This window comes from Pseudomonas sp. L5B5, assembly GCF_020520285.1.
Classification (GTDB): Bacteria; Pseudomonadota; Gammaproteobacteria; order Pseudomonadales; family Pseudomonadaceae; genus Aquipseudomonas.
The window spans coordinates 369,690-394,568 of sequence record NZ_CP084742.1 but is presented as its reverse complement, the minus strand read 5'-3'; the positions used below and the strand labels follow the sequence as shown (position 1 = coordinate 394,568).

The 24,879-nt window shown below is 63.9% G+C and carries 22 protein-coding genes and 1 riboswitch; of the genes, 13 read left to right on the top strand and 9 right to left on the bottom strand.

Features of this window, described 5'->3' with window-relative positions:
• Positions 1-97 precede the first annotated feature (97 nt).
• Positions 98-664 carry a GNAT family N-acetyltransferase gene (locus LGQ10_RS01750; RefSeq protein WP_058433232.1) on the top strand — a complete coding sequence of 189 codons (567 nt, stop codon included), beginning with the start codon at positions 98-100 and terminating at the stop codon, positions 662-664.
• Positions 665-680: 16 nt separating this feature from the next.
• Here LGQ10_RS01750 and LGQ10_RS01745 read toward each other — a convergent pair whose 3' ends face one another.
• Both LGQ10_RS01745 and LGQ10_RS01740 read right to left on the bottom strand, forming a co-directional pair.
• Entirely contained in the window at positions 681-914 is a 234-nt protein-coding gene (locus LGQ10_RS01745; RefSeq protein ID WP_226526071.1) for a double zinc ribbon domain-containing protein, read from the bottom strand.
• An 80-nt stretch (positions 915-994) separates the two neighbouring features.
• Positions 995-1,567 carry a manganese efflux pump MntP family protein gene (locus LGQ10_RS01740; protein WP_058433233.1) on the bottom strand — a complete coding sequence of 191 codons (573 nt, stop codon included), beginning with the start codon at positions 1,565-1,567 and terminating at the stop codon, positions 995-997.
• A 5-nt stretch (positions 1,568-1,572) separates the two neighbouring features.
• Positions 1,573-1,738, bottom strand: a riboswitch (yybP-ykoY riboswitch).
• 165 nt (positions 1,739-1,903) lie between these two features.
• On the opposite strand from LGQ10_RS01740, the gene LGQ10_RS01735 reads away from it, so the two are divergent.
• Together LGQ10_RS01735 and LGQ10_RS01730 are read left to right on the top strand one after the other, a co-directional pair.
• Positions 1,904-3,727, top strand: a complete 1,824-nt coding sequence (locus tag LGQ10_RS01735; protein ID WP_226524471.1) for a serine hydrolase domain-containing protein — start codon at positions 1,904-1,906, stop codon at positions 3,725-3,727.
• A gap of 6 nt (positions 3,728-3,733) precedes the next feature.
• Complete coding sequence (locus tag LGQ10_RS01730) at positions 3,734-4,534, top strand: MipA/OmpV family protein (protein WP_058436896.1); 801 nt, start codon at positions 3,734-3,736, stop codon at positions 4,532-4,534.
• A 64-nt stretch (positions 4,535-4,598) separates the two neighbouring features.
• Here the strand turns inward: LGQ10_RS01730 and LGQ10_RS01725 are convergent, their stop codons facing one another.
• From LGQ10_RS01725 to LGQ10_RS01715, 3 genes are all read right to left on the bottom strand, one after another.
• A complete protein-coding gene (locus LGQ10_RS01725; RefSeq protein ID WP_058436897.1) occupies positions 4,599-5,888 on the bottom strand; it encodes an ATP-binding protein in 1,290 nt (429 codons plus the stop codon).
• On the bottom strand, positions 5,889-6,599 hold the full coding sequence (locus LGQ10_RS01720) for a winged helix-turn-helix domain-containing protein (protein ID WP_058436898.1): 711 nt from the start codon (positions 6,597-6,599) through the stop codon (positions 5,889-5,891).
• Between the two features lie 169 nt (positions 6,600-6,768).
• Positions 6,769-7,374 (bottom strand): tRNA-(ms[2]io[6]A)-hydroxylase, encoded by a 606-nt coding sequence (locus tag LGQ10_RS01715; RefSeq protein WP_226524470.1) that lies wholly within the window; start codon positions 7,372-7,374, stop codon positions 6,769-6,771.
• Positions 7,375-7,606: 232 nt separating this feature from the next.
• Here LGQ10_RS01715 and LGQ10_RS01710 point away from each other — a divergent pair, with 232 nt between their 5' ends.
• Positions 7,607-8,470, top strand: coding sequence for a universal stress protein (locus tag LGQ10_RS01710; protein ID WP_058436900.1), 864 nt, complete (start codon positions 7,607-7,609; stop codon positions 8,468-8,470).
• 46 nt (positions 8,471-8,516) lie between these two features.
• On the opposite strand, the gene LGQ10_RS01705 is transcribed toward LGQ10_RS01710, so the two are convergent.
• Complete coding sequence (locus LGQ10_RS01705; protein ID WP_022644007.1) at positions 8,517-8,987, bottom strand: DUF1289 domain-containing protein; 471 nt, start codon at positions 8,985-8,987, stop codon at positions 8,517-8,519.
• A gap of 408 nt (positions 8,988-9,395) precedes the next feature.
• On the opposite strand from LGQ10_RS01705, the gene acnB reads away from it, so the two are divergent.
• Positions 9,396-12,005 carry a bifunctional aconitate hydratase 2/2-methylisocitrate dehydratase gene (gene acnB, locus LGQ10_RS01700; protein ID WP_058436901.1) on the top strand — a complete coding sequence of 870 codons (2,610 nt, stop codon included), beginning with the start codon at positions 9,396-9,398 and terminating at the stop codon, positions 12,003-12,005.
• Between the two features lie 86 nt (positions 12,006-12,091).
• On the opposite strand, the gene LGQ10_RS01695 is transcribed toward acnB, so the two are convergent.
• Positions 12,092-13,090 (bottom strand): AraC family transcriptional regulator, encoded by a 999-nt coding sequence (locus LGQ10_RS01695; RefSeq protein ID WP_226524469.1) that lies wholly within the window; start codon positions 13,088-13,090, stop codon positions 12,092-12,094.
• A gap of 399 nt (positions 13,091-13,489) precedes the next feature.
• Here LGQ10_RS01695 and LGQ10_RS01690 point away from each other — a divergent pair, with 399 nt between their 5' ends.
• Positions 13,490-14,629 (top strand): tyramine oxidase subunit B, encoded by a 1,140-nt coding sequence (locus LGQ10_RS01690; RefSeq protein WP_226524468.1) that lies wholly within the window; start codon positions 13,490-13,492, stop codon positions 14,627-14,629.
• A 37-nt stretch (positions 14,630-14,666) separates the two neighbouring features.
• Entirely contained in the window at positions 14,667-15,959 is a 1,293-nt protein-coding gene (locus LGQ10_RS01685) for an NAD(P)/FAD-dependent oxidoreductase (RefSeq protein ID WP_226524467.1), read from the top strand.
• A 120-nt stretch (positions 15,960-16,079) separates the two neighbouring features.
• On the opposite strand, the gene LGQ10_RS01680 is transcribed toward LGQ10_RS01685, so the two are convergent.
• On the bottom strand, positions 16,080-17,360 hold the full coding sequence (locus tag LGQ10_RS01680; RefSeq protein WP_226524466.1) for a serine/threonine transporter: 1,281 nt from the start codon (positions 17,358-17,360) through the stop codon (positions 16,080-16,082).
• Positions 17,361-17,872: 512 nt separating this feature from the next.
• Here LGQ10_RS01680 and LGQ10_RS01675 point away from each other — a divergent pair.
• From LGQ10_RS01675 to LGQ10_RS01650, 6 genes are all read left to right on the top strand, one after another.
• Complete coding sequence (locus LGQ10_RS01675; RefSeq protein ID WP_226524465.1) at positions 17,873-18,412, top strand: cysteine hydrolase family protein; 540 nt, start codon at positions 17,873-17,875, stop codon at positions 18,410-18,412.
• Positions 18,413-18,542: 130 nt separating this feature from the next.
• Entirely contained in the window at positions 18,543-18,929 is a 387-nt protein-coding gene (locus LGQ10_RS01670) for a VOC family protein (protein WP_226524464.1), read from the top strand.
• Between the two features lie 16 nt (positions 18,930-18,945).
• Entirely contained in the window at positions 18,946-19,902 is a 957-nt protein-coding gene (locus LGQ10_RS01665) for an NAD(P)-dependent oxidoreductase (RefSeq protein WP_226524463.1), read from the top strand.
• 170 nt (positions 19,903-20,072) lie between these two features.
• Positions 20,073-21,140, top strand: coding sequence for a phosphotransferase family protein (locus LGQ10_RS01660; protein ID WP_226524462.1), 1,068 nt, complete (start codon positions 20,073-20,075; stop codon positions 21,138-21,140).
• A gap of 38 nt (positions 21,141-21,178) precedes the next feature.
• Positions 21,179-21,946, top strand: a complete 768-nt coding sequence (locus tag LGQ10_RS01655) for an SDR family oxidoreductase (protein WP_226524461.1) — start codon at positions 21,179-21,181, stop codon at positions 21,944-21,946.
• Positions 21,947-22,212: 266 nt separating this feature from the next.
• A complete protein-coding gene (locus tag LGQ10_RS01650; RefSeq protein ID WP_226524460.1) occupies positions 22,213-23,319 on the top strand; it encodes a Gfo/Idh/MocA family protein in 1,107 nt (368 codons plus the stop codon).
• Between the two features lie 115 nt (positions 23,320-23,434).
• Here LGQ10_RS01650 and LGQ10_RS01645 read toward each other — a convergent pair whose 3' ends face one another.
• The gene (locus LGQ10_RS01645) at positions 23,435-24,871 is read right to left on the bottom strand and encodes an FAD/NAD(P)-binding protein (protein ID WP_226524459.1); all 1,437 of its coding nucleotides are present in this window, start codon (positions 24,869-24,871) and stop codon (positions 23,435-23,437) included.
• Positions 24,872-24,879: the final 8 nt, after the last annotated feature.

Sequence of the window (24,879 nt, the reverse complement as noted above, 5' to 3'; positions counted from 1 at the left end):
TTGATGCCGATCAAGCCCCCAGATCGCCACAGGGGTAAACCTGGGGGCAATCAGGGCCGTGATTGCAGCCCCTTACTTGCTCCCAGGAGACTTGACCATGTCCAGCAGCGCTCTCGATAGGCTTCCTCACCCACCGTTCCCGGCACAGCAAGGCCAGTACTGGATCGACGCCTTGAGCGACGACAGCCATGTCTTGATCCGTCCATTGCGACCCCAGGACCGCCAGCGGGAAAAGGCCTTCATCGAAAACCTCTCCCCCGCCACGCGGCACCAGCGCTTTCTGGGCGAGGTCAAGGAGGTGGGCGATCAATTGCTGGATCAACTGATGGATGTGGGTACGCCGCAGCGGGTGGCCTACGTGGCCCTGGTGCACGACAACGGCGAGTTGCGCGAGGTGGGCATCAGCCGTTATGCCCAGGTGGACGACCAGCCCTGGCGTTGCGAATTCGCCGTGACCATCGCCGATGAGTGGCAGGGCAAGGGCCTGGGTGCGCTGCTGATGCAACACCTGATCGACGAAGCCCGCCACAACGGCTTCCAGCAGATGTACTCGGTGGACTCGGCCACCCACTACGGCATGCGCCGGCTGGCCAAGGTCCTGGGCATGCGCAGCGCCATCGACCCTGATGACGCCACCCAGGTGATCCACAGCCTGGCGTTGTAAACCCGGTGGCCGCGCCTCAACCCGAGGCGCGGCCGCACTGCCCGCAGAATCGCGCGCCGGGCGGCATCGACGCCCCGCATTGGCCACAGGCGAGCGGAACCAGTGCCGCCGCGCATTGCTGGCAGAACCGTGCACCCGGTGCATTCATAGCCCGGCATTGTGCGCAGGCGCTGGCGGCGGCGCCCGAAGAGCCATGGGAACCCTGATGTCCGCCCCGGGAACCGCCGTGTCCACTGCCGTGATGCCCCATCAGCAAACGTTTGAAAAAGCTCATGTCGATCACTCCGTATTGAGGTGATCGCCAGTAAAAACCCTATAGCAACTATAGGGTCAAGCCACCGCCGACAAGTGTTCGTAGAGAATCGCACTGCCGACGATGATCAACACCACGCCACCCAGCGCTTCGGCTCGCTGCCCCATGACCGTACCAATGGCCCGGCCCAGCATCACACCCAGGGTGACCATCGTCATGGTGGCCAGGCCAATTGCGCTGGCCGCCACCCAGATATTGACGTTGACGAAGGCCAGCCCGACCCCTACCGCCAAGGCATCGATACTGGTGGCAAAACCGGTGACCGCCAGCAACCAGAACCCGTGTGCCCTGGGGGGCTGTGGCTCGGCCTCGGCTTCCAGGCGTACCCCGTTGTAGATCATGTGCAGGCCCAACGCCGACAGCAGAGTGAAAGCGATCCAGTGGTCCCAGGCGGCCGCCCACTGCGCCGCAGCCTGGCCGATGAACCAGCCGACTATTGGGGTGATGGCTTCGATGACGCCGAATATCAGGCCGATGCGCAAGGCTTCGAGCAAGCGCGGCTTGAACATGGCAGACCCCTTGCCGACCGCGGCCGCGAAGGCGTCGGTGGACATGGCGAAGGCGAGGAAAATGATCGAGGCTGGGTTCATCTTGGGTCTTCCGGTCGGGCTTGAGTCCACGACATGCCCACGCGCCCGACTTCAGCGCAGGTATGTCGATGGTCTCACCAACCGCAACGGCGCCCGCACCACGGCAAGTTGCCGAGAATGTTGATACGGGCTCCACCGCAACAAACGGTGGCAGGCTACTCCCCAAAGAGGCGCGCAGCTTAACCTGCCACTTGTGAAAATTTCATCAGCGCCACGGCAGCCCTGGTTAACTGCCGGTTTAACACTCTTTGACATTTTCCTGACAAAGCTGCCAAAGACTGGCCGCACGCCCTTCCCTAGCATTCCCGGCATCCAATCCTTGTGCCCGGGTGTTTCATGTCCGCCAAACTCTTTGGCCTGCCGCTGCTGGGCATCGTGCTCAGCAACCTGGGCTGCAATGGCCAGCCGTCGACCCCGCCGGCCATCGCCCAGGGTGACTACGCCAGCATCATCCGCTACCTGAAACAGCACATCCCGCAGCAGATGGCCGAGCACCAGGTGCCCGGTCTGTCCATCGCCTTGGTAGACGGCCAGGAGTTGATATGGGCCCGGGGCTTTGGTTTCGCCGACAGGGACCGAGGCCTGCAAGTGACCGAGAACACCGCGTTTCGCGCCGGCGCGCTGTCGCAACTGCTGACCGCCACGGCAGTGATGCAACTGGTGGAACAGCAGCGCTTGCAACTGGACGCCCCTCTGCAGTCCACGCTCAAGGAGTTCTACGTCCGTTCGCGCTTCCACGATGACCAGAGCGCCGCCGACCAGGCAGTGACCCTGCGCCGCCTGCTCAGCCACCAGGCCGGCATGCCCGCCGAATACCTGCATGACCTGCGTACCCCCCATGTCCTGAGCCAGCTACCGCAAAAGGTCAGCGGCGTATGGCTGAACAATACCCCCGGCACCCGGACCGCCTATTCCAATCTCGGCTACGCCTTGCTGGGCGCGGCCATCGAGCGCAGCACCGGCCAGGATTTCGAGCAGCACCTGCAAACCAGCCTGTTGCGGCCCCTGGGCATGCGCCAGTCGAGCTTCATCGGTGACAGCCGCCAGGAGCCCTATCGCGCCCGCGGTTACCAGGACGGTGCCGCCAGCGCCCACAGCCCGGACCGCGACATTGCTGCCGGCGGCCTGTGGACCAGCCCACGGGATCTGAGCCAGTTCATCCGGATGCTGTTCGCCCAGGGTCACTACAAGCAGCGCCAACTGCTGTCGGCCAACTCGATCCAGGAGATGACCCGCCCGCAGAACATTGGCAATGCCCTGGATTTCGACTGTGAAGTGGGCCTGGGCTGGTTCCTCTCACCCTGCGGCGACGAGTGGGTACGCCCCGGCATTCGTACCTGGCAGCACAGCGGCATCGGCAACAACTTCCATGCTCAGGTCAGCGTGCTGGCGGAACAACAGCTGGCAGTGATCGTGATGAGCAACTCCGACACGGGCGAAACCCTCGTCCCGAATCTGGTGACCCAGGCCCTGCGCATGCTGCTGCAGGCCCATGGTGCTCCCGAGGAACAATACGCGGGTACTGGCCAGCCACACCTGGAGCCGGCGGTACGGCGCCGGGTGCCGGAAGCCGCCGACCGCCAGCAACTGGCCGGCTTCTATGCCACGGCCTTTGGGGTGCTGCGGATCAAGGACCAGGGCCAGCGCTTGTTCGGCGAGGTGGCCGACATCCGCTTCGAACTCCTGCGTGACGAACATGGCTGGCTGCGGGCGCAGAAAAAAATCCTCGGCCTCTGGCTCCAGGACCTGGGTGACCTGGGCCGGGTGCAACTGGATGTAGTCAGCATCCAGGGACACCGGGTGTTCACCGCCAAGAGCCACGGCCAGTTGCTGGCGGTGGGCGAGCGCATCGATCCGGTGCCGCTGCCCGACAACTGGCTGGCCACGGTGGGCACCTACGAAGCCCTTGGCGACAGCGAGGAAAGCACTCCCGTGAGCGGAGTCAGCATCGCCCTGGAAGAGGGTTTCCTGATGATCCGCAGCCTGCAGCAGGGCCGCACCCTGACTGACTACATCCTGGCCCCGGTGGACAACGCGCATGCGGTGATCGCCGGTCATGGTCCCGGCCTGGGCGGCACCGTGCGACGCCAGATCAACGGGGTCAACGTCCTGGGCTACTCGTTCAAACGCTCCTATAACTCCAACTACTTGAGGTTCTAAACCGATATGAAAACCCTGAAACGCTCCGCCACCACCGCCCTGTGGCTCGGCACCCTGGGCCTGACCACGGCCTCGACCGTGGCGAATGCCGAGGACTGGAAATTCGGCGTCAATGCCGGGGTGGCCAGCGTTCCACGCTACAGCGGCAGCGACGAGCGTACCGTGGTGCCGATCCTCGGCGCCGAGGTCGTCAGCCCCTACGGCATCTTCCTCAACACCGAACAGGGCCTGGGCTGGGGCAACAAGTGGGGCGACCTGTCGTTCAGCACCTGGGTCGGCCCAAGCGAATCGCGTCGCGACAAGAACCATGTGGGCCAGGGCTCCAAGCGCCTGCGAGGCATGGGCGACATCAAGTCCCGCGCACAGTACGGCGCCCACCTGGGCTACGACCTGGGCCCGTTCGAGCTGGGCGCTACCGTGACCCACGCGGTGAAGAAGAACAGCAACCGCGATACCGGCCGCGCCTACAGCCAGCTGGAGCTGAGCATCGGCACCAACCTGTATGAAGGCAACTACGGCAGCCTCGATGCCAGCGTCAACACCCTGTTCGGCAACGCCGACTACATGCAGACCTGGTACGGCGTCAGCAGCAACCAGGCGGCCAACAGCCGCTTCGGCGCCTACAACGCCAAGGGCGGGCTGGTCAGCAGCGGTGCCGACCTGACCTGGAGCTTGCCGCTCAACGAGCAGACCAAGCTGTCCACCCAACTGTCGATGGACTACCTGGGCAAGAAAGCCGCCGACAGCCCGATCGTCGACCGGCGCCTGCAGACGGTCCTTTCCACCCAGATCGAATACAGCTTCTAGAGCAGCAAAAAAAACGGCCCGTGATCACGGGCCGTTCTGTTTTCCCCCTCAGGCCTGGCGCGGCTCAGTCGGGATGGGTCCAGGTCATGCGGAACGAAGCGCCGCCCCACTCCGAATCCATGACCTGCACTTTGCCACCGTGCCATTGCGAGACCCTGCGCACCAGCGCCAGGCCCAGACCGAACCCGCCGGTGCGCCGGTCGCGGCTGGCATCGAGCCGGGAGAACGGCTCGAAGATCTTCTCCCGACCTTCCACCGGCACACCCGGGCCATCGTCGTTGACCCGCACCTCGTAGCCGTTATCCAGGCGCACCAGGGAAACCTCCACCCGCCGTTCGGCGTAGCGGATGGCATTGCGCAGCAGGTTGATCACCGCCCGCGCCATGAAACGTGGCTCGATGCTCACGTATTCCACCTGGCAGGAACGGATCAGCAACTGCACCCCGGCTGCCTCGGCTTCCAGGGTCACGCTGCCGACCACGCTGTCGAGCCAGCTCTGGGCCTGGATATTCTCGCGATTGATCGTCGCCGCGCCGTGTTCCAGGCTGGCGTAGCTCAAGAGTTCGGAAACCATCTCTTCCAGCTCGCCAAGATCGGCGTACATGTCGCAGATCAGCTCCTGGCTTTCCTGCGGGTCCGGGTTCTGCTTGAGCTGGTCGAGTTCGAAGGACAACCGGGCAATGGGCGTGCGCAGTTCATGGGATACGGCATTGGTCAGTTCACGCTGGTTGGCGATCAGGCCTTCGATACGGCCCGCCATGCGGTTGAAATGCTGGGCCAGGTCACGGATGTTGGAGCGCCGCGACAGATGCAGGCGGGTGCCCAGGTCGTTGTTGCCGAACCGCTCGGCCGCCAAGCGCAGGCGCTCCAGGTCACGCCAGTGCGGCCGCACCCAGAAGTACAGGACGATCCCCACCAGGGCGCCGAGCAATGCATAGGCGGCAATGTTGTAGAGCGGGGTCAAGGGCTGCTCTTCCGGCAACATGATGCTCAACAGCTGCGGACCGCCATCGATGCTGGAGATGAACTCCTCGAAGTCGCCGCGCACCACCAACTGGCTGGAGTCCAGCAGGGCTTGCTCACGGGAGGTCAGGTTCAGATCGCCGGCCTTCACCAGCTTCAGCAGCAGCCCATAGTGGGGCTTGAGCTCCTCCAGCTGACGCTGGCGCCCTGCCTCGTCGAGCGGCCGTAACTGCTCGCTCAGGCTGTAGGCCGGCCCCCTCACCGCCTCGCGGTTGTAGGACTCGATCAGGTCGGCCGCCATGTAGTTGATGAAGATGTGCTGCACCGCCGCCATCGACCCGGCGAACCCCAGCACCAGGAACAGGTAGAGCCCCAGAAACAGCCGCAGCATTCAGATCTCCCAGGCGAACGGATTGAACAGGTAGCCCTTGCCCCACACGGTCTTGATGCAGACCGGCTCGCGAGGATTGTCCTTGAGTTTGTGGCGCAGCTTGCTGATGTAGACATCGACGCTGCGGTTCAGGCCGTCGAACTCGATGCCGCGCATGCGGTTGAGAATGTCGTCCCGCGACAGGGTATTGCCCGCCGAGCCGGCCAGCAGCCACAACAGTTCGAACTCCATGGTGGTCAGCTCGATCGGCTCGCCGCCCAGGCGCACCTCGCGGCTGCTGCGATCGATGCTCAGCACCCCGAACTGCAGGGCGCCACGCTGGGCAGCGGGTTCGGTCACCTGGCGCCGCTGCAGGGCCCGCAGGCGGGCGAGCAGCACCGCCGGCTTGATCGGCTTGATCACATAGTCGTCGGCGCCGGACTCCAGGCCGAGGATATGGTCCAGGTCGTCTTCCTTGGCGGTGAGGATGACAATCGGGGTGTCCGACACCGCACGGATCTCGCGGCACACATGCAGACCGCTCTGGCCCGGCAACATCAGATCGAGCACCACCAGCTTCGGTTTGAACTCGAGAAAAGCCGACAGGGCCACGTCGCCCCGATGAACAGTCAGCACTTCAAAGCCATGCTGGGACAAAAAATTGGCGATCAGCCCGGCGAGCTTCTCGTCATCCTCCACCAGCAACACTTTGCCAAGACCCAGGTTATCCATAAATACCAGTCTGCGAACGCACAATTTGAGTGCGCGCATTATAAGCGGCATCGGATTAAAGAAAGGCTAACGCCCCTGCACAAAACACGAAAGCGACAGGGCTTTATGCAAGATTTCATCTTTTTAAGAGTTTTTAACAATTTGCCCCCGGCGTGGCGGGGGCCGTTGTTCACCAGGCTGGCACGCCGCTGTGGAAGCGGAACTCCTGGTCAGGGGATTCGATCAGTTCCTGCTCGGCGGCGCGCACTCTGTCGATCACCCGGGCGATGTCATCGGCGTCGCCGTACTGGTAGGCCAGCTTCAGGTAGCCCTGGTAGTGCCGGGCTTCGCTCTTGAGCAGGCCGAAGTAGAAGGTGCCCAACTCCTCGTCCAGATGCGGGACCAGGGCCTCGAAACGCTCGCAACTGCGAGCCTCGATGAAGGCGCCCACCACCAGGGTATCCACCAGTTTCACCGGCTCGTGGTTGCGTACCACCTTGCGCAAGCCCGAGGCATAACGCCCGGCCGACAGCTGGCGCAGCTCGACCTTGCGCTTCTTCATCAGGCGCAGGACCTGTTCATGGTGCACCAGCTCCTCGCGGGCCAGGCGCGACATCATGTTGATCAGGTCGAGGTGCGAGTGGTACTTGGCGATCAGGCTCAGGGCCGTGCTGGCTGCCTTGAACTCGCAGTTCTTGTGGTCGATCAGCAGGTTTTCCTGGTCGGCCAGGGCCGCCTGGACCCAGGCATCGGGAGTTCGGCAGCCGAGGAATTGATCAATGGGCAGGAAGTTCATCGGCAAGTTTCCGGGCGATCCGCCCCAGCTCGGGGCTGGCAGGCGGTTTGAGCAGTGGTCGATAACATGAGGCTCACGGGACAGACAGGGCTTCACAGGCAAGGGCGGCGATTATACCGGCCACGCCGCAGACCACCAGCGACCGCGATTGATATGCATCAACGTCCGGCCCAGGCACCAGCAACTATAGTTGTGCACAGCGTCCCTTCACCCTTTGCCGGAGATCCCGATCATGCAAGACATCCGCAGCATTCTGGTGGTCATCGATCCCACGCCCGGCGAAAGCCTGGCCCTCAAGCGCGCCAAGCTGATTGCCGGGGTGACCCAGGCCCACCTGCACCTGCTGGTCTGCGACAAGAAGCATGAGCATTCGGCGCTGTTGAGCGTGCTCAAGAGCAGCCTGGTCGGCGAAGGCTACAGCGTCACCACCGAGCAGGCATGGAACGAAAGCCTGCACGAGACCATCATCGATGTGCAGCAGGCCGAAGGCTGCGGCCTGGTGATCAAGCAGCACCTGCCTGACGCCCCGTTGAAAAAGGCCCTGCTGACGCCTGCCGACTGGAAGCTGCTGCGGTATTGCCCCACCCCGGTACTGCTGGTCAAGACGGCTACGCCCTGGACAGGCGGCGTAGTCATGGCGGCCATCGATGTCGGCAACCTGGACGGTGAACACCGGGCCCTGCATGCCAGCATCGTCGACCACGGCTTCGATATCGCGAGCCTGGCCAAGGCCCAGTTGCACGTGATCAGCGCCCATCCGTCGCCGATGCTGTCGGCGGCCGACCCGGTGTTCCAACTCAAGGAAACCATCGAGAAGCGCTATCGCGAGGCGTGCCAGGCATTCCAGTCCGAGTTCGACATCGACGATGGCCACCTGCATATCGAGGAAGGCCCGGCGGACGTGCTGATCCCCCATCTGGCCCACAAGCTGGAAGCGGTCCTGACCATCATCGGTACCGTGGCCCGCACCGGCCTGTCCGGGGCGCTGATCGGCAACACCGCCGAGGTGGTGCTCGATGCCCTGGACAGCGACGTGCTGGTGCTCAAGCCGGCACAGATCATGGGGCACCTGGAAGAGTTGGCCGCCAAGGCCTGAGGCAGAGGGGTCGTGACAGGGCAACCGGTCCTGCCACGACCTTCAGTCAGGAACCCAGCGCATCCTTGAGGAAGCCCGGGGCGATGTAACGCTGGTAGTGGGCCTCGGACAGCAGGAAGAACTCCCGATCGATGGCATCACGCAACTCCGGCAGGCCCCAGTCGCGAAACTCCGGCAACAACACCATCCCATAGGCATCCAGCTGGTTGATCACCCGTGCTCCACGGGCAATCAGCTGGTAGGCCCAGCAGTATTCCGACTGATGGGGCACGAAACGGATCTTGCGCTGCTCCAGCTGAGCGCGCAGCCGCGCCGGATCGAAGACTTCGAGCTTGGCCGTCATCACCTGGACCAGCAGCTGTTCCAGGCGTAGCCAGACCGCGCGCTTCTCGTCCTCGTTGTAGCCATTCCAGTTGACTACCTCATGGTGGAAACGCTTGCAGCCTCGACACACCAGGTCGCCGTAGACAGTGGAGCAAAGGCCGACGCAGGGGGTCTTGATGGTCTGGTTGGGCATAGGTGGACAACACGCGGAAAAACAAAACAGGCCGGCATGTTAGCCCTTTGTCTAACATTGATCACCCCTCAAACTTCAATACGCCAACTTACGTTTAGATTTTTTTTGCCGTAGAATCAGCCAGCCTTTTTAGGCGCCAATGTCCGTTTGAAGCTGTTTTCAAAGCGTCACGAGCACAGTCGTTCCTTCAGAGCGGTGTTGGCGAGGGGTTTTTCCAGCGGGGAAAAGCCCAACGCCAGCCCTCATCAGCTCCCGTTCTGCAGGCGTAAAACTTTGAAAGCAGCTTCTGTAAGGAATTGTCGGTAATTCTGGCTAAGTGGCCCACAACGCCACGCAGCGCATGAGTACGGCAATTTCGGGATGAGCGTCCCGGACACCCATTTGGGACCACTGATGAGGGTAATAACTGTGCTTGAAGCCTACCGCAAACATATCGAAGAGCGCGCAGCACTGGGTATCGTTCCCCAGCCGCTTAACGCCGAACAAACTGCAGGCCTGGTCGAGCTGCTGAAGAATCCTCCGGCTGGCGAAGAAGCCGTTCTCCTCGACCTGATCACCAACCGTATTCCACCAGGCGTGGACGAAGCCGCTTATGTAAAAGCCGGTTTCCTGTCTGCACTGGCCAAGGGCGAAGTCTCCTCCCCTCTGCTGGACAAGAAGCGCGCTGTAGAACTGCTCGGCACCATGCAAGGCGGCTACAACATCGTCACTCTGGTTGAACTGCTGGACGACGCCGAACTGGCTCCTGTGGCCGCCGAAGAACTCAAGCACACGCTGCTGATGTTCGATGCCTTCCACGACGTGGCTGAAAAAGCCAAGAACGGCAACGTTCACGCCAAGGCCGTGCTGCAATCCTGGGCTGAAGGCGAGTGGTTCAAGAAGCGCCCGGTACTGGCCGACAAGATCAGCCTGCGGGTGTTCAAGGTCACCGGCGAAACCAACACCGACGACCTGTCCCCTGCTCCAGATGCCTGGTCGCGTCCCGACATCCCGCTGCACGCCCTGGCCATGCTGAAAATGGCCCGTGACGGCATCGTTCCGGACGAGCAAGGCAAGACCGGCCCAATGAAGCAGATCGAAGCCATGCGCAACGACGGCTTCCCGATCGCCTACGTCGGTGACGTGGTCGGTACGGGTTCCTCGCGTAAATCGGCGACCAACTCGGTGCTGTGGTTCTTCGGCGACGACATCCCTTACGTGCCGAACAAGCGCGGCGGCGGTTTCTGCTTCGGCAGCAAGATCGCTCCGATCTTCTACAACACCATGGAAGATGCCGGCGCCCTGCCGATCGAGTTCGACGTTTCCAACATGCACATGGGCGACGTGATCGACCTGTACCCGCATGCTGGCAAAGTCTGCAAGCACGGCACCGACGAAGTCCTGACCACCTTCGAGATGAAGACTCCGGTGCTGTTGGACGAAGTACGTGCCGGCGGTCGTATCCCGCTGATCATCGGCCGTGGCCTGACCGAGAAGGCTCGCGCCGAGCTGGGTCTGCCTGCGTTCGACCTGTTCAAGAAGCCTGAAGCCCCGGCTGAAAGCACCAAGGGTTTCACCCTGGCGCAGAAGATGGTCGGCAAGGCTTGCGGCCTGGCAGAAGGCAAAGGCATTCGTCCTGGCACCTACTGCGAACCGAAAATGACCACCGTGGGTTCCCAGGACACCACCGGCCCCATGACCCGTGACGAACTCAAGGACCTGGCGTGCCTGGGCTTCTCGGCTGACCTGGTGATGCAGTCCTTCTGCCACACCGCGGCGTATCCAAAGCCGATCGACGTGACCACCCACCACACCCTGCCTGACTTCATCATGACCCGCGGCGGCGTTTCCCTGCGTCCGGGCGACGGCATCATCCACTCGTGGCTGAACCGCATGCTGCTGCCAGACACCGTCGGCACCGGTGGCGACTCCCACACCCGCTTCCCGATGGGCATCTCGTTCCCGGCCGGTTCCGGCCTGGTAGCCTTCGCTGCCGCCACTGGCGTCATGCCACTGGACATGCCGGAATCGATCCTGGTGCGCTTCAAGGGCAAGATGAAGCCTGGCATCACCCTGCGTGACCTAGTGCATGCCATTCCTTACTTCGCCATCCAGAACGGCCTGCTGACCGTCGAGAAGAAAGGCAAGAAAAACGCCTTCTCCGGCCGCATCCTGGAAATCGAAGGCCTGGAAGGCCTGACCCTGGAGCAGGCGTTCGAACTGTCCGACGCCTCGGCCGAACGTTCGGCTGCCGGTTGCACCATCAAGCTGTCCAAAGAGTCGATCACCGAGTACCTGCAGTCCAACATCACCCTGCTGCGCTGGATGATCGGCGAAGGCTACGGCGATGCACGTACCCTGGAACGTCGCGCTCAAGCGATGGAAGCCTGGATCGCCAACCCTGAGTTGATGGAAGCCGATGCCGACGCCGAATACGCCGAAGTCATCGAAATCGACCTGGCCGACATCAGCGAGCCGGTACTGTGCGCGCCGAACGACCCGGACGACGCCCGTCTGCTGTCCAGCGTTGCCGGCCAGAAGATCGACGAAGTGTTCATCGGTTCCTGCATGACCAACATTGGTCACTTCCGCGCAGCCGGCAAGCTGCTGGATCAGGTCAAGGGCCAACTGCCAACCCGCCTGTGGCTGTCGCCGCCGACCAAGATGGATGCTCACCAGCTGACCGAGGAAGGCTACTACGGCATCTACGGCAAGGCTGGCGCGCGCATGGAAATGCCGGGCTGCTCGCTGTGCATGGGTAACCAGGCACGTGTAGAGCCGAACTCGACCGTGGTGTCGACTTCGACCCGTAACTTCCCGAACCGTCTGGGCGATGGCGCCAACGTCTACCTGGCTTCGGCCGAGCTGGCGTCGGTGGCCTCGATCCTGGGTCGCCTGCCGACCGTCGAGGAGTACATGGAATACGCCGGCAAGATCGACAGCATGGCAGCGGACGTATACCGCTACCTGAGCTTCGACCAGATCGCCGAGTTCCGTGAAGCAGCCGCCAACGCCAAGATCCCGGTGGTGCAAGCCTAAGGTTCCAGCGTTGTAAAAAGAACGCCGCGTATTCCACGATACGCGGCGTTTTTTATTGCCCGGATGGCGCCATGGCGTGCTGAACGCTAGCCCTGGCTTTTCGAGTAGCGCCGCGGCGACACCGCCGTCCACTCCTTGAACGCCCGGGAAAACGTCGCCTGGTCGGAATACCCCAGGCCCTGGGCTACCGCCGACAACGGCAGGTCCAGCGACTGGAGCAAGGCCTGCGCCCTGGCTTGCCGCGCCTCCTGCAACAGGTTGCGAAAGCAGGTGCCCTCCTCTGCCAACCGCCTGCGCAGAGAGCGTGAGGAAAGATCGAGCGCGGCGGCAATCGAGTCGCAATCGACCGCCCCCCGCCCCAGGCGACGGGCAATGATCTCGTTGGCCTGAGTGGCAATATCCTGGCTGGCGGCACCTTCAGGCCCCAGCAGAGCCAGCAGGTGACACTCCAGCACACTGTGCAAGCGCTGGTCTTGCCCGCCGGTAGCGCAGTAGAACGGGCGCTCCAGATCCTGATTGAACATCACCACCTGATTGGCCGCCTGGTTACCCAGCACTGGCGCGCCGAAGAAGCGTGCGAGGCTTTTTTCCCTGCCAACGATCGAGTGTTCGAAATGTACTTGCACAGGTGACCATCGCGGCCGTGCCAGTTGCTTGGTCAGCAACACGAAACCGGCCATCGTGAACTCCGCGTCCTGGCGCCGCGGCCAGATCCCGGGGTCCTGGATCCGATAGCTCAAGGTCGAGGTCTCAGGGCCACGGGCAAGCTCCAGCAAGGTGTGGGTCTGCCAGCGCCGCTGGAACTTCAGGAAGCAGTCCAGCACCTCGCGCAAGTTGCCAGCAGCCCTGAACAGGGCATGGAACGGTCCCAGCTCCTCCAGGCCAAACCGCGCGCCCATGTCCAGGCCCAGAAAGGGTCGATCGAATCGCTCGGCCGCCTGTTCGAGCAGCGCTACATAACGCCCCAGGGCCACCCGTTCATAAGGTGTCGTTGCCTGCATCCTGTGGAAGCCGAACTCACGCAGCAGTGGATCGACCCGACTGCCAACCTCCGCCAGCACGTTGAGCAAGGTGATCAGATACAACGTGCGGATCGTCGCAGGCCCCTCGGCATCCGCGCTGCACCCACACACTGGGGGAACCGGTTCCTTCATGCGCATTACCAACCCAATGGGCCATCCTGGCGTTAGTCGAACTGCAGCACTCCTACCCTCCAGCGGCCAGGTCCGCACCCGCCGGTCCTGGCCAGCTCACCAGGCATGGCCATCAAGGTCCATGCCGGTGCAGTCGCCTGGAGTGTCCGCTCTTTTCCGGCGACCGCCAAAGCGAAATTCCAGGTTGGCCGATTCTGCAAAATTCGCATCCGCTTTTGCAATTTACCGCCTTGGAGGTGCGCGGCAAGATCCGCCCAACAACAACAACAACAACAACAACAACAACAACAACAACAACAACAACAACAACGACCGCGAGGAACCTCAGAAATGAACGCCTCAACGAGGATCGACTTCATTTACCTGTCCGAAACGGACATGGTCCGTGCCGGTGTGACTGACATGGCCAGTTGCGTGGACACCATCGAAGAAACATTCAACCTGCTGCATCACAACGATTACCGCATGGCAGGCGTCAACAACAGTTCGCACGGGGCGCTGATGGTGTTCCCCGATAACTCGCCCTTTCCCGACATGCCCAAGCCCACCGCCGACCGCCGCTACATGGCAATGCCGGCCTACCTGGGAGGGCGCTTTCGCATGGTCGGCATGAAGTGCTACGGCTCCAACGCCGAAAACCGCGACAAGGGGCTGCCCCGTTCGATCCTGATGTTCATGCTCCACGACGCCGACACTGCCGCCCCTCTGGCCGTGATGTCGGCCAACCTGCTGTCGGCCTACCGCACGGGCGCCGTGGCCGGCGTCGGTGCGCGCTACCTGGCGCGCAAGGACTCCAGGGTGGTGGGAATCCTCGGCCCGGGCGTCATGGCCCGAACCTCCCTGGCCGCCTTCATGGCCGTGTGCCCTGGTATCGACACCGTCAAGATCAAGGGCCGTGGCGAGGAGAACTTGCAAGCTTTCCTCGCCTGGCTGGCCGAGACGTTCCCGCAGATCACCCAGGTCCAGGTGGTCCAGAGCCTGGAAGCCCTCGTGCGTGACAGCGACATCGTGACCTTTTGCGCTTCTGGCGTGGTCAGCGACCCATCGACCTACCCTACGGTCCGGCGCGAATGGGTGCGGCCCGGGGCTTTCCTGTCGATGCCCGCCACCTGCAACATGGATCAGGGCATGGAGGCTCCCGAGATCCGCAAGGTGCTGGACCACACCGGCCTCTACCAGGCCTGGTACGACGAGGTGCCAAAACCCTCCCACGCCACTGTCCCGATGATCGGGATGCGCTTCCTGGACTTGATCGCTGCCGGTGCAATGGATCGCGAACAACTCGAAGACCTGTGCGTGATGGTCGCCGGCCAGGCTCCTGGCCGACGCACCGATGACGAAATCATCATCCTGTCCGTGGGCGGTCTGCCCGTGGAGGACGTGGCCTGGGGCACCGTGGTCTACCGCAATGCGCTGGAGCGAGGAATCGGCGTCAGGTTGAACCTGTGGGAACAGCCGCTCCTGCGTTGAAACCACCGCCCATTCACTGCAAGCCAGGAGACGCACCTTGGCCCCCTTGATCCCCTCGATCCAGACATGCCTGGACCAGCCCCAGGCGACCACTGTGGTCATCATCGGCGCAGGCATCATTGGCCTTACCGCCGCCCTGGTCCTGGCAGAGCGCGGCATTCCCGTGGTCGTGCTGGAAAAAGGCCGGATCGCCGGCGAGCAGTCCTCGCGCAACCAGGGCTGGATTCGCAAGATGAATCGCTCGGCGCCGGACGTGCCGCTGGCCCAGGCCAGCGATCGGTTGTGGGCTGACCTGCCGGCACGCGTCGGTGCCGAGGTTGGCTACTGTCCTTGCGGCATCCTGTACGTAGCCTCCAGCGACTCCGAAATGGCCACGTACCAGGGCTGGCTCGACTCCGTGGGCGATCTGGAGCTGGACTCGCGCCTGGTCACGGCCACGCATATCCAGAACCTGGTGCCAGGCGGCACCGGCACCTGGGCAGGCGGCCTCTACACCCCGTCGGACGGCCGCGCCGAACCGACCCTGGCCGCCAGCGCCATCGCCCGCGCCGCCATGGCCAAGGGCGCGGTGATCGTCGAGCACTGTGCAGTACGGACCTTGTCGCTGTCGGCGGGCAAGGTCTCGGGGGTGGTCACCGAACGCGGCGAGATCCGCTGCGAGCAGGTGCTGCTGGCCGGCGGCGTATGGTCGCGGCGATTTCTCGGCAACCAGAGCATTGACCTGCCGACACTGCCACTGGTGGCTTCGATCCTGCGCACGGCCCCCTTGCAAGGCCCGGGTGAGATCACCGTGGGCGCCCCGGACTGCTCGTTTCGCAAACGCCGAGACGGTGGCTATACCATCAGCCACCGCGGTGTCCTGGCTGCCCCCCTGACGCTAGACAGCCTGCTGCTGGGCCTGCGTTACCTGCCAGTGCTGCGTGGGCAATGGAAAAACATACGGCTGTCCGTCGGCCGCGAGCTGTTGGGTGATCTCGCCCTGGGGCGGCGCTGGCAAGCGAAGCAGCTGTCACCGTTCGAACGTGTACGCACCCTGGACCCGCCCGCCGACCCGCAGGTCAACGCCGAGGCATTGCGCAACCTCGCGGCAGCCTGGCCGGTGTTCAAGGGTGCAGTGGTGAAACAGGCCTGGAGCGGCATGCTCGACGTCACTCCGGATTCCCTGCCGGTGATCGGCCCCGTGGCAGAGGTTCCCGGGCTGACCCTGGCCACAGGCTTCTCGGGCCACGGTTTCGGCACCGCACCGGCAGCAGGGCAACTCGCTGCCGACCTGGTCTGCGCCAGCGAGCCCATCGTCGATCCCGCGCCCTACCGTCTCGATCGGTTCTGAGTCCCGACAGGCCGGGCACCGTGACGCATCACCAGCGCCCCTCCCCATGAACGACAACGCCGCCGATGCTGGAAAGCACCGACGGCGTCGTGGACAGGCATTCGGGCCGCAGCCCCGGCCTCAGGAGGCCAGCGAGTAGACCAGCGCGGTGATCGCCACCAGGCCCACCAGGGTCACGAACACGTTGGATGCCTGGCCGCGATAGCGGGCCATGGCCGGCACCTTGCGAATGGCGTACATCGGCATCAGGAACAGGATGGCCGCGATCACCGGGCCACCCAGGGTCTCGATCATGCCCAGGATGCTCGGGTTCAGGGTCGCCACGGCCCAGCAGATCACCAGCATGAACGCCGCGGTCACCCGGTCCAGGGTCTTGGCGCCAGGGCGCCGACCACTCTTGATGATCAGGCCCTTGAGACCTTCGCTGGCACCGATGTAGTGGCCCAGGAAAGACTTGGCAATGGCCACGAAGGCGATCAACGGCGCCGCGAAGGCGATGGTCGGGTTGCTGAAGTGGTTGGCCAGGTAGGACAGGATCGACAGGTTCTGCGCCTTGGCTTCGGCCAGCTGTGCTGGCGACAGGGTCAGCACGCAGCTGAAGACGAAGAACAGCACCATGACCACCATCAGCAGGTGGGCGCGGGACAGGATCTGCGAGCTGCGCTGCTCGGCGTGGAGGCCATAGCGGCGTTTCTGGTCAACGGCGAAGGCCGAGATGATCGGCGAATGGTTGAACGAGAACACCATCACCGGGATCGCCAGCCACAAGGTGTGCAGGAAGGCCGATGGTGCCGGGACGTCAGCGACGGTGGCGAGGATGCCGCCGTTCCAGTGGGGCACCAGGAATACCGCCAGGAACAGCAAGGCGACGATGAACGGGTAGACCATCAGGCTCATGGCCTTGACGATCACCTGTTCACCACAGCGTACGACCGCCAGCAAGCCGAGGATCAGCACCAGGGACAGGATCGCCCGCGGAGGGGGGACGATATGCAGTTGGTGCTCCATGAAGCTGCCGACCGTGTTGGTCAGGGCCACGCTGTAGATCAGCAGGATGGGGAAGATCGCGAAGAAATAGAGCAAGGTGATCAGGGCCCCGGCCTTGATCCCGAAATGCTCTTCCACGACGTCGGTGATGTCCGCGCCATCACGCCCGGAGAGCACGAAGCGGGTCAGGCCACGGTGCGCGTAGAAGGTCATCGGGAAGGCCAGCAGCGCCAGGATCAGCAGCGGCCAGAAGCCACCGAGGCCAGCGTTGATGGGCAGAAACAGGGTACCGGCACCAATGGCGGTGCCAAACAGGCCCAGCATCCAGGTGGTGTCTTGGCGGTTCCAGCTGGCCAGGGTCGCTGGGGCAGCCGTTTCAAAGCGTTGATCAACGCTGTTGGCCTGATCATTCATCCGGTGGGATCTCCACATTCCGGTCGTTTGCCATTGGCTCGAGGCGCGTCGGAATACCCGACAGACAAAACCCCGAGCGAACAGAGGGGGCGCGATTGTCCGGGATTCCACGGACGCTGCATAGACTCGGCAGAGGAACGGCGGGTGCAGTGCGGCAATATTGTCCATTTTTGTCGCAACGTGTCTGTTCCGGCCCTTTCCCTGGTCCGGTGGCTTTTTTCGCAGCTGCCGGCCGGGCCGTCAAAGCGGCTTTTTGTCTCATCCCCCTTCCTCGCCCGGTGGCCGCGGGAAAATCCCGCCAGGCGCCGCGTTGACAGGGCGCGACGACGAACGGCATGATCAGGCCCATGAATGCCTACCCGCTCATCTCGACCACTAGTACCACGACTGCCTTCGGCGGGTCGTGTGGTGGCTGTGCAGGATGATGCGAGCACAGTGACAACCAAGGCCCCGCCAGCAATGGACGGGGCCTTTTGTTTCTCCGTCCGGCTGGCACAACAAGGAGAGACAAGATGCCTTTATCCAACGCCCCGCGTGCCCTGCTGGTCATCGACATGCAGGTTGGACTGTTCAACGGACCGGACAAGCCCTACCAGCGCGAACAGGTCCTGGATCATGTCAACCAGCTGATCCGTCGCGCCCGCCAGAACTCAGCGCCAATCTTCGCCATGCGCCATACCGGGCCGGCCGAATCCCCCCTGGCCGTCGGCAGTCCGTTCTGGCAATTGCTGCCCACCCTGGAAGTGGACGAGCAGCAGGATTGCGTGCTGGACAAGGCCCGCCCCAGTTGCTTCACCGGCACCGACCTGGCCGAGCGCCTGCACCAGGCCGGAGCCAGCGAACTGGTGATCGTCGGCATGAAGACCCAATACTGTGTCGACGCCACCTGCCGCGCCGCCGCCGACCTTGGGTTCACTGCATTGCTGGTGGAGGATGCCCATACCTGCATGGACACCCCGCACCTGGGAGCCCGGAAGATCATCGATCATCACAACGCCACCTTGAGCGGTGCGTTCGTCACCCTGGCCAGGACTGCCGACGTCCGCTTCTGACCCTGCCCCGCCACTGCCCGGAACGCGCCGACCACGGCGCAACTTCCCGGCGATGGTCGCCTGAGGCATTGCCAAACCTGCGACCAATGCGCACCCTTGAGCCTTCGCCATCGCTTTGCTGGAGTTGCCCATGAGTGTCGCCGGCTTCGTGCTCTACAGCCTTGACCCACACACCCTGGCGCGCTTCTACGCCCAGGTCCTGAGCTGGCCCATCGGCGAACAGCAGCCCGATTACCTGCAACTGGAACACCAGGGGATGGAACTGACCCTGATCCAGGTGCCGGCGGCTATCGCCGCGCGCATTGTCCTGCAGGACCCGCCCCTGCCCCGCAGCGACTCAGCCTGCAAACCGGTGTTCTGGATCGCCGACCTGGACCTGGCCCGGCAGCACGCAGCCCAGGCTGGCGGCCGACTCCACGAGGCCGAGCGGGAATGGCTGTTCAAGGGTGCCCGGGTCTGCGACGGCATCGATCCGGAAGGCAATGTCTTCCAACTACGGCAAACCCTGCCTCGCTAAGCCATAGGAACCCGCCATGCTCGCTACCGTCCTGGTCCTGGTTGAAAACGTCAACGCCTACCTGCCGCACCTCGAACAACTGGGCCTGCGCCTGATCCTGGCGCAGACGCCCAGCGCACGAGCCCAGGCCATCAAGACCCATGCCGCAGAGATCGACGCGGTGCTGACCCGCGGCCCCCTGGGCCTGACAGCGCAGGAGATCGAAGCCCTGCCCCGCTTGCAGATCATCTGCGTGATCGGCGCCGGCTACGAACAGGTGGACCTGCAAGCCGCCAGCAACCGCGGGATCGCCGTGACCACCGGGGCCGGGGTCAATGCGTCGTCGGTGGCCGATCACGCCCTGGCCCTGCTGCTGGCCGTGGTCCGGGGCATTCCCCAGGCCGACGCCGCGGTACGCCAGGGGCACTGGCCAAAAGTCACCCGCCCGTCAGTGGCCGGCCTGCGCCTGGGCATCCTTGGCCTGGGCGCAGTGGGCCAGGCCATTGCCCGGCGCTGCGCCCAGGGCCTGGACATGCCAGTGAGCTACCACAGCCGCCAGCCCAGGCCGGAACACCCCTACCGCTTCTACCCAACCCTGCTGGAAATGGCCCGGGACATCGACCTGCTGGTGATCGCCACGCCCGGTGGCGCCGACACCCGGCACCTGGTGGACCACAAGGTACTGCAGGCCCTGGGGCCCGAAGGCTTCCTGGTGAACGTGGCCCGGGCCAGCGTGGTGGACAGCGAAGCCCTGCTGCAAGCCCTCGAGCAACGACAGATCGCCGGCGCCGCGCTGGATGTGTTCGATGACGAACCGCAAGTCCCGCAACGCCTCAAGTGCCTGGACAACGTGGTGCTCACGCCCCATGTCGCCGGACTGTCGCCCCAGGCCAGCCGGGACACGGTGGAGAAGGTCGGCCAGAACCTGCTGGCCCACTTCAGCGGCCAGCCACTGCTGACGCCGCTGGCCCTGCCATTGCCGGATCACCCTTGAAACCCGGCTGACGGCTATGCTCCCGAGGGTGATTCAAACGGCTGTATCAAAAACACTGATTGCCCGGCAACACCCGTGTCTATAAAGGCCCGTCGCGATTGTCGGGGGCCAGCGGGCACATTAGATTAGTCAATGATCTCTGGCCTCCAGAATAAGCAGAAGGGATAAGCATGGCGCTTACAGACCAGTCCACCCGCACCCGCTCGGGTGAAGAACTCGATGCCGCTCTGATCGACCCATACCTCAAGGCGCACATTCCCGGCCTGACCGGCACGCCGCGCATCAGCCAGTTTCCCGGTGGCGCCTCGAACCTCACCTACCTGCTGGAATACCCCGACCAGGAGTTCGTCCTGCGCCGTCCGCCGTTCGGCCACAAGGCCAAGTCGGCCCACGACATGGGCCGCGAGTTCCGCATCCTCAACCAGCTCAAGGACGGTTTCCCCTACTGCCCCAAGGCCTACGTGCACTGCACCGATGAAGCGGTGATCGGGGCCGAGTTCTACGTCATGGAACGGGTCAAGGGCATCATCCTGCGCTCCGACCTGCCGCCGGAGTTGAACCTGGATGCCAGCCACACCCAGGCACTGTGCAAGAGCTTCATCGATCGCCTCGTCGAACTGCACCAGGTTGACTACACCGCCTGCGGCCTGGGCGACCTGGGCAAGCCCGAAGGTTATGTGCAACGCCAGATCAAGGGCTGGAGCGATCGCTACGAGAAGGCCCTGACCCCCGATGCGCCGCAGTGGGAGGCGGTCAAGGCCTGGCTCAACGACAAGATGCCGGCCGACCACCCGACCTCGAGCATCGTGCATAACGACTACCGCTTCGACAACGTGATCCTCGACCCACAGAACCCGATGCAGATCATCGGCGTGCTGGACTGGGAACTGACCACCCTGGGCGACCCGCTGATGGACCTTGGCAACACCCTGGCCTACTGGATCGAGGCCAGCGACCCGGCGCCGGTGCAACTGATGCGCCGCCAGCCAAGCAACGCCCCGGGGATGCTCAGCCGCCAGCAGTTCGTCGACTACTACGCCGAGCGCTCCGGCATCGAAATCGGCAACTTCGACTTCTACTACACCTATGGCCTGTTCCGCCTGGCCGGCATCGTGCAGCAGATCTACTACCGCTTCTACCACGGCCAGACCCAGGACAAACGCTTCGCGCAGTTCATTCACATGAACACGCTGCTGGAGCAGATGAGCCTGCAAGTCATCGGCAAATCCAGCCTCTGAGTGCGCCCCGGCGCGCGACCGACCAACAAGGAAAAACCATGTCCAAGACTCAGTTGTTCGACCTCGACGGCAAGATCGCATTCGTCTCCGGCGCCAGCCGTGGCATCGGTGAGGCCATTGCCAAGCTGCTGGCCCAGCAAGGCGCTCACGTGATCGTCTCGAGCCGCAAGCTCGACGGTTGCCAGCAGGTGGCCGATGCCATTGTCGCCGCTGGCGGCAAGGCCACCGCCATTGCCTGCCACATCGGTGAAATGGAGCAGATCCAGCAGGTGTTCGCCACCATCCGCGAGCAGTTCGGGCGCCTGGATATCCTGGTCAACAACGCTGCCACCAACCCTCAGTTCTGCAACGTCCTGGACACCGACCTGGGGGCGTTCCAGAAGACCGTCGACGTCAACATCCGTGGCTACTTCTTCATGTCGGTGGAAGCCGGCAAGCTGATGCGCGAACACGGCGGCGGCAGCATCATCAACGTGGCCTCGATCAACGGCGTCTCGCCAGGGCTGTTCCAGGGCATCTACTCGGTGACCAAGGCCGCGGTGATCAACATGACCAAGGTCTTCGCCAAGGAATGCGCGCAGTTCGGCATCCGCTGCAATGCCCTGCTGCCGGGCCTGACCGATACCAAGTTCGCCTCGGCACTGGTCAAGAACGACAGCATTCGCAACGCCGCCCTGGCGCAGATCCCGCTCAAGCGCGTGGCCGACCCGAGCGAGATGGCCGGCACGGTGCTCTACCTGGCCAGCGATGCTTCCAGCTACACCACCGGCACCGCCCTGAACGTGGACGGCGGTTTCCTGTCCTGAGCGAACTGCGCCGTACAAGAAAGGCAGCCTGCGGGCTGCCTTTTTCATGCCTGGCACAAACCTGCAGGAGCACAGTTTGCTCGCGATGGTCGTTAACGATGACGTGGATTACCTGACGGAACACGACGTCCTCGGGTTCATCGCGAGCAAGCTTCGCTCCTACAGGGCGCCGCCCAGTAAATGAATATTTATTCCGACAATTGCAATTAGAGAATATTTATTCCATAACTGACTTTCCCTACGACAATGATTCTGCAGGTGCGGTTATGGATGAATATGGCATTGGCTTGATCGGTACCGGATTCATGGGGCGTGCCCATGCCCTGGCATTTCGCAGTGTCGGCGCAGTCTTCGAACTGCCGGCGCGCCTGCACCTGGCAGCCGTGGCGGATGCCGATGCCCAGCGTGCCGAACAGTGCGCGGGCGCCTGGGGTTTCGCCCGGGCCCACGCCGACTGGCGACAGCTGATCAGCGATCCCGGAGTTGATCTGGTGGCCATCACCACCCCCAATCACCTGCACTTTCCCATGGCCATGGCCGCCCTGGCGGCGAGCAAGGCGGTGTATTGCGAAAAACCCCTGGCCGTGAACGTCGAGCAGGCCAGGCAGATGTACCAGGCCGCGCAGGCAGCCGGGGTGGTCACACGGGTCGGCTACAACTACCAGCACAACCCGTTGATCGTAATGGCCCGGGAATTGATCACCAGCGGCGAACTGGGGCAACTGGTGAGTTTCCAGGGCGAATTCAGCGAGGATTTCATGGCCGACCCCGATTCGCCCTGGTCCTGGCGCTGCGAGCCGCAGCAGGCCGGCGGCGCCCTGGCGGACCTGGGCAGCCACCTGCTGGCCATGGCGCGTTTTCTCATGGGACCGGTACAGGCGGTGTGCGCCGATACCCAGACCGTGCACCTGCAGCGACCCATCCAGGCCGGCAGCCAGGAACGCCGCTCCATCGCCGTGGACGACCAGGCCCATGCGCTGCTGCGCTTCACCAATGGTGCCCGCGGCACCGTGAGCAGCAGCTGGATCAAGCACGGCTACAAGAACCACCTGAGTGTCGAGATCAGCGGCACCCTTGGCACCCTGGCTTTCGACCAGGAACGCCTCAACGAACTGCGCCTGTACCGGGTCGGGCAGAAGGGTTTCCAGCGCCTGTTGTCCGGCCCGGCCCTGCCCGGCTACGCGGCCTTCAGCCCGGCGCCGGGGCACCAGTTGGGCTACAACGAGCTCAAGACCCTGGAAGTGCACGAGTTGATCATGGCGCTGTGTGACCAGGGCCGGAACGGCACCGATTTTCGCGAAGCCTGGGAAGTGGAACGGCTGGCTGCGGCGATCCGCCTGGCCGCCCAGGAGGAGCGCTGGATCACCCTGTAGCCGCTGTCGAGCCAGGGCGAGGCTGCGCCAAGGCCCGCAGGGCCTTCATCACCTCATCCAACCACCTGAGTAACGCCGCGACCGCCGCGCGCCCGCACGCAGCCCGCGACAGCGGCTACAAGGACAATCCGGCCAGGCATGCGGCCAGGGCCTTGGCCTGCAGGGCGACGTCGGTGACCGCGGTGCTTTCCCACCACAGGCCACGCAGCGGCGGGCCCAGGGCAAACAGCCGCGGGGCAGCCTGTCCCTGGGCATCGTGCACCGCACCACGCGGATCGGCACTGATGCCCAGCGCCAGCGGACCCGGCCGCACCAGGCCCCGGGCCAGCAGTTGCCGAGGCAAGGGCCGATCCACCCGGCGCCAGTCGTACTCGATGCCACTGGAGTTGATCAGCGCATCCCCCTGGACCCGGGCGGTCTCCCAGTGGCCGCGATAACGCAGGCTGATCGCCAGGCGTCCATCGATGCCCGGCTCCAGCCCCTGGTAGCTGGCGGCGTGGATTCGCAGGCGACCCTGGGCCTGCAGGCGCCGCACCAGCTCATCGCTCAAGGGTGGCGAGCGATGGTGATGGCTCTCCCACCAGGGCCGCACGTGACGCACAAACTGCCGGCGCTGCAGGTCGCTGGCCTGGCTCCACAGCCGAGGAATATGCACCCGCACCGTATCCAGCGGAGCCTGCCAGTCGATGCCCCGGGACTGAGCCTCACGGCATTGGCGCCGCAGCGCATGCAGCAACTGGCGAGGGCTGCGGATCTCCGGGGCCTGGCCCAGGAAATCGACCCAGGCCGGCGGTTGGCGGCGCACGTGAGGCAGTAGCCCATGGCGGGAGAACACTTCGATGGGACCTCGATGCCCCGCCTGCTCCAGCGACACCACGGCATCGACCATGGTCAGCCCGGAGCCGATGATCAGCACCGTGGACAAGGGGTCCAGGCGAGCCATCGCGCTTACGTCCCAAGGGTCCAGGGCCGCGGCGTTGAGGCCACTGGATTGGGTTTGCCGGGTACGGGCGGCGGGAAACATGCCGGTGGCCAACACTGCCACCGCCCCTCGCAGCCGGCGGCCATCGGCCAGGGTCAGCAAGACGCCATCGTGGGCGCTTTCCAGGTCCACCACCTCGGCTTGCACATGACCCAGCGTCGAGCCCTGATCCAGGCCGGCCGCCCGGGCCTCGGCCAGGCGTTGCTGGACATAGACCCCGAACAGCCCCCGGGGCGGGAACAGTTCGCTGATGGGCACCGGCTGGCGACGCGATTCGGGCCAGCCCCCCTCGGCAATGTGCCCGGCAAGCCACTGGGTCAGGTCATCGGCGTTGTCCGGATCGATGCTCATGCGCGCCGCGTTGCCATTGAGCGTGTGGCCCAGTTCGGTGGCGCTGTAGGCCTCGCCACGCCCCAGCTCGGCGCGGGGCTCGATCACCAGGATTCGGCGCTGGCCCGGCAGGCGCAGCAGTTGTGCAGCCAGCGAGGCACCACTCAAGCCGCCGCCGACGATCAGGATCTCGGCGTCGCGGTTGGCAGGGCCCGGCTGCCCGGTAGGGATCTGGTTCATGCAATGCT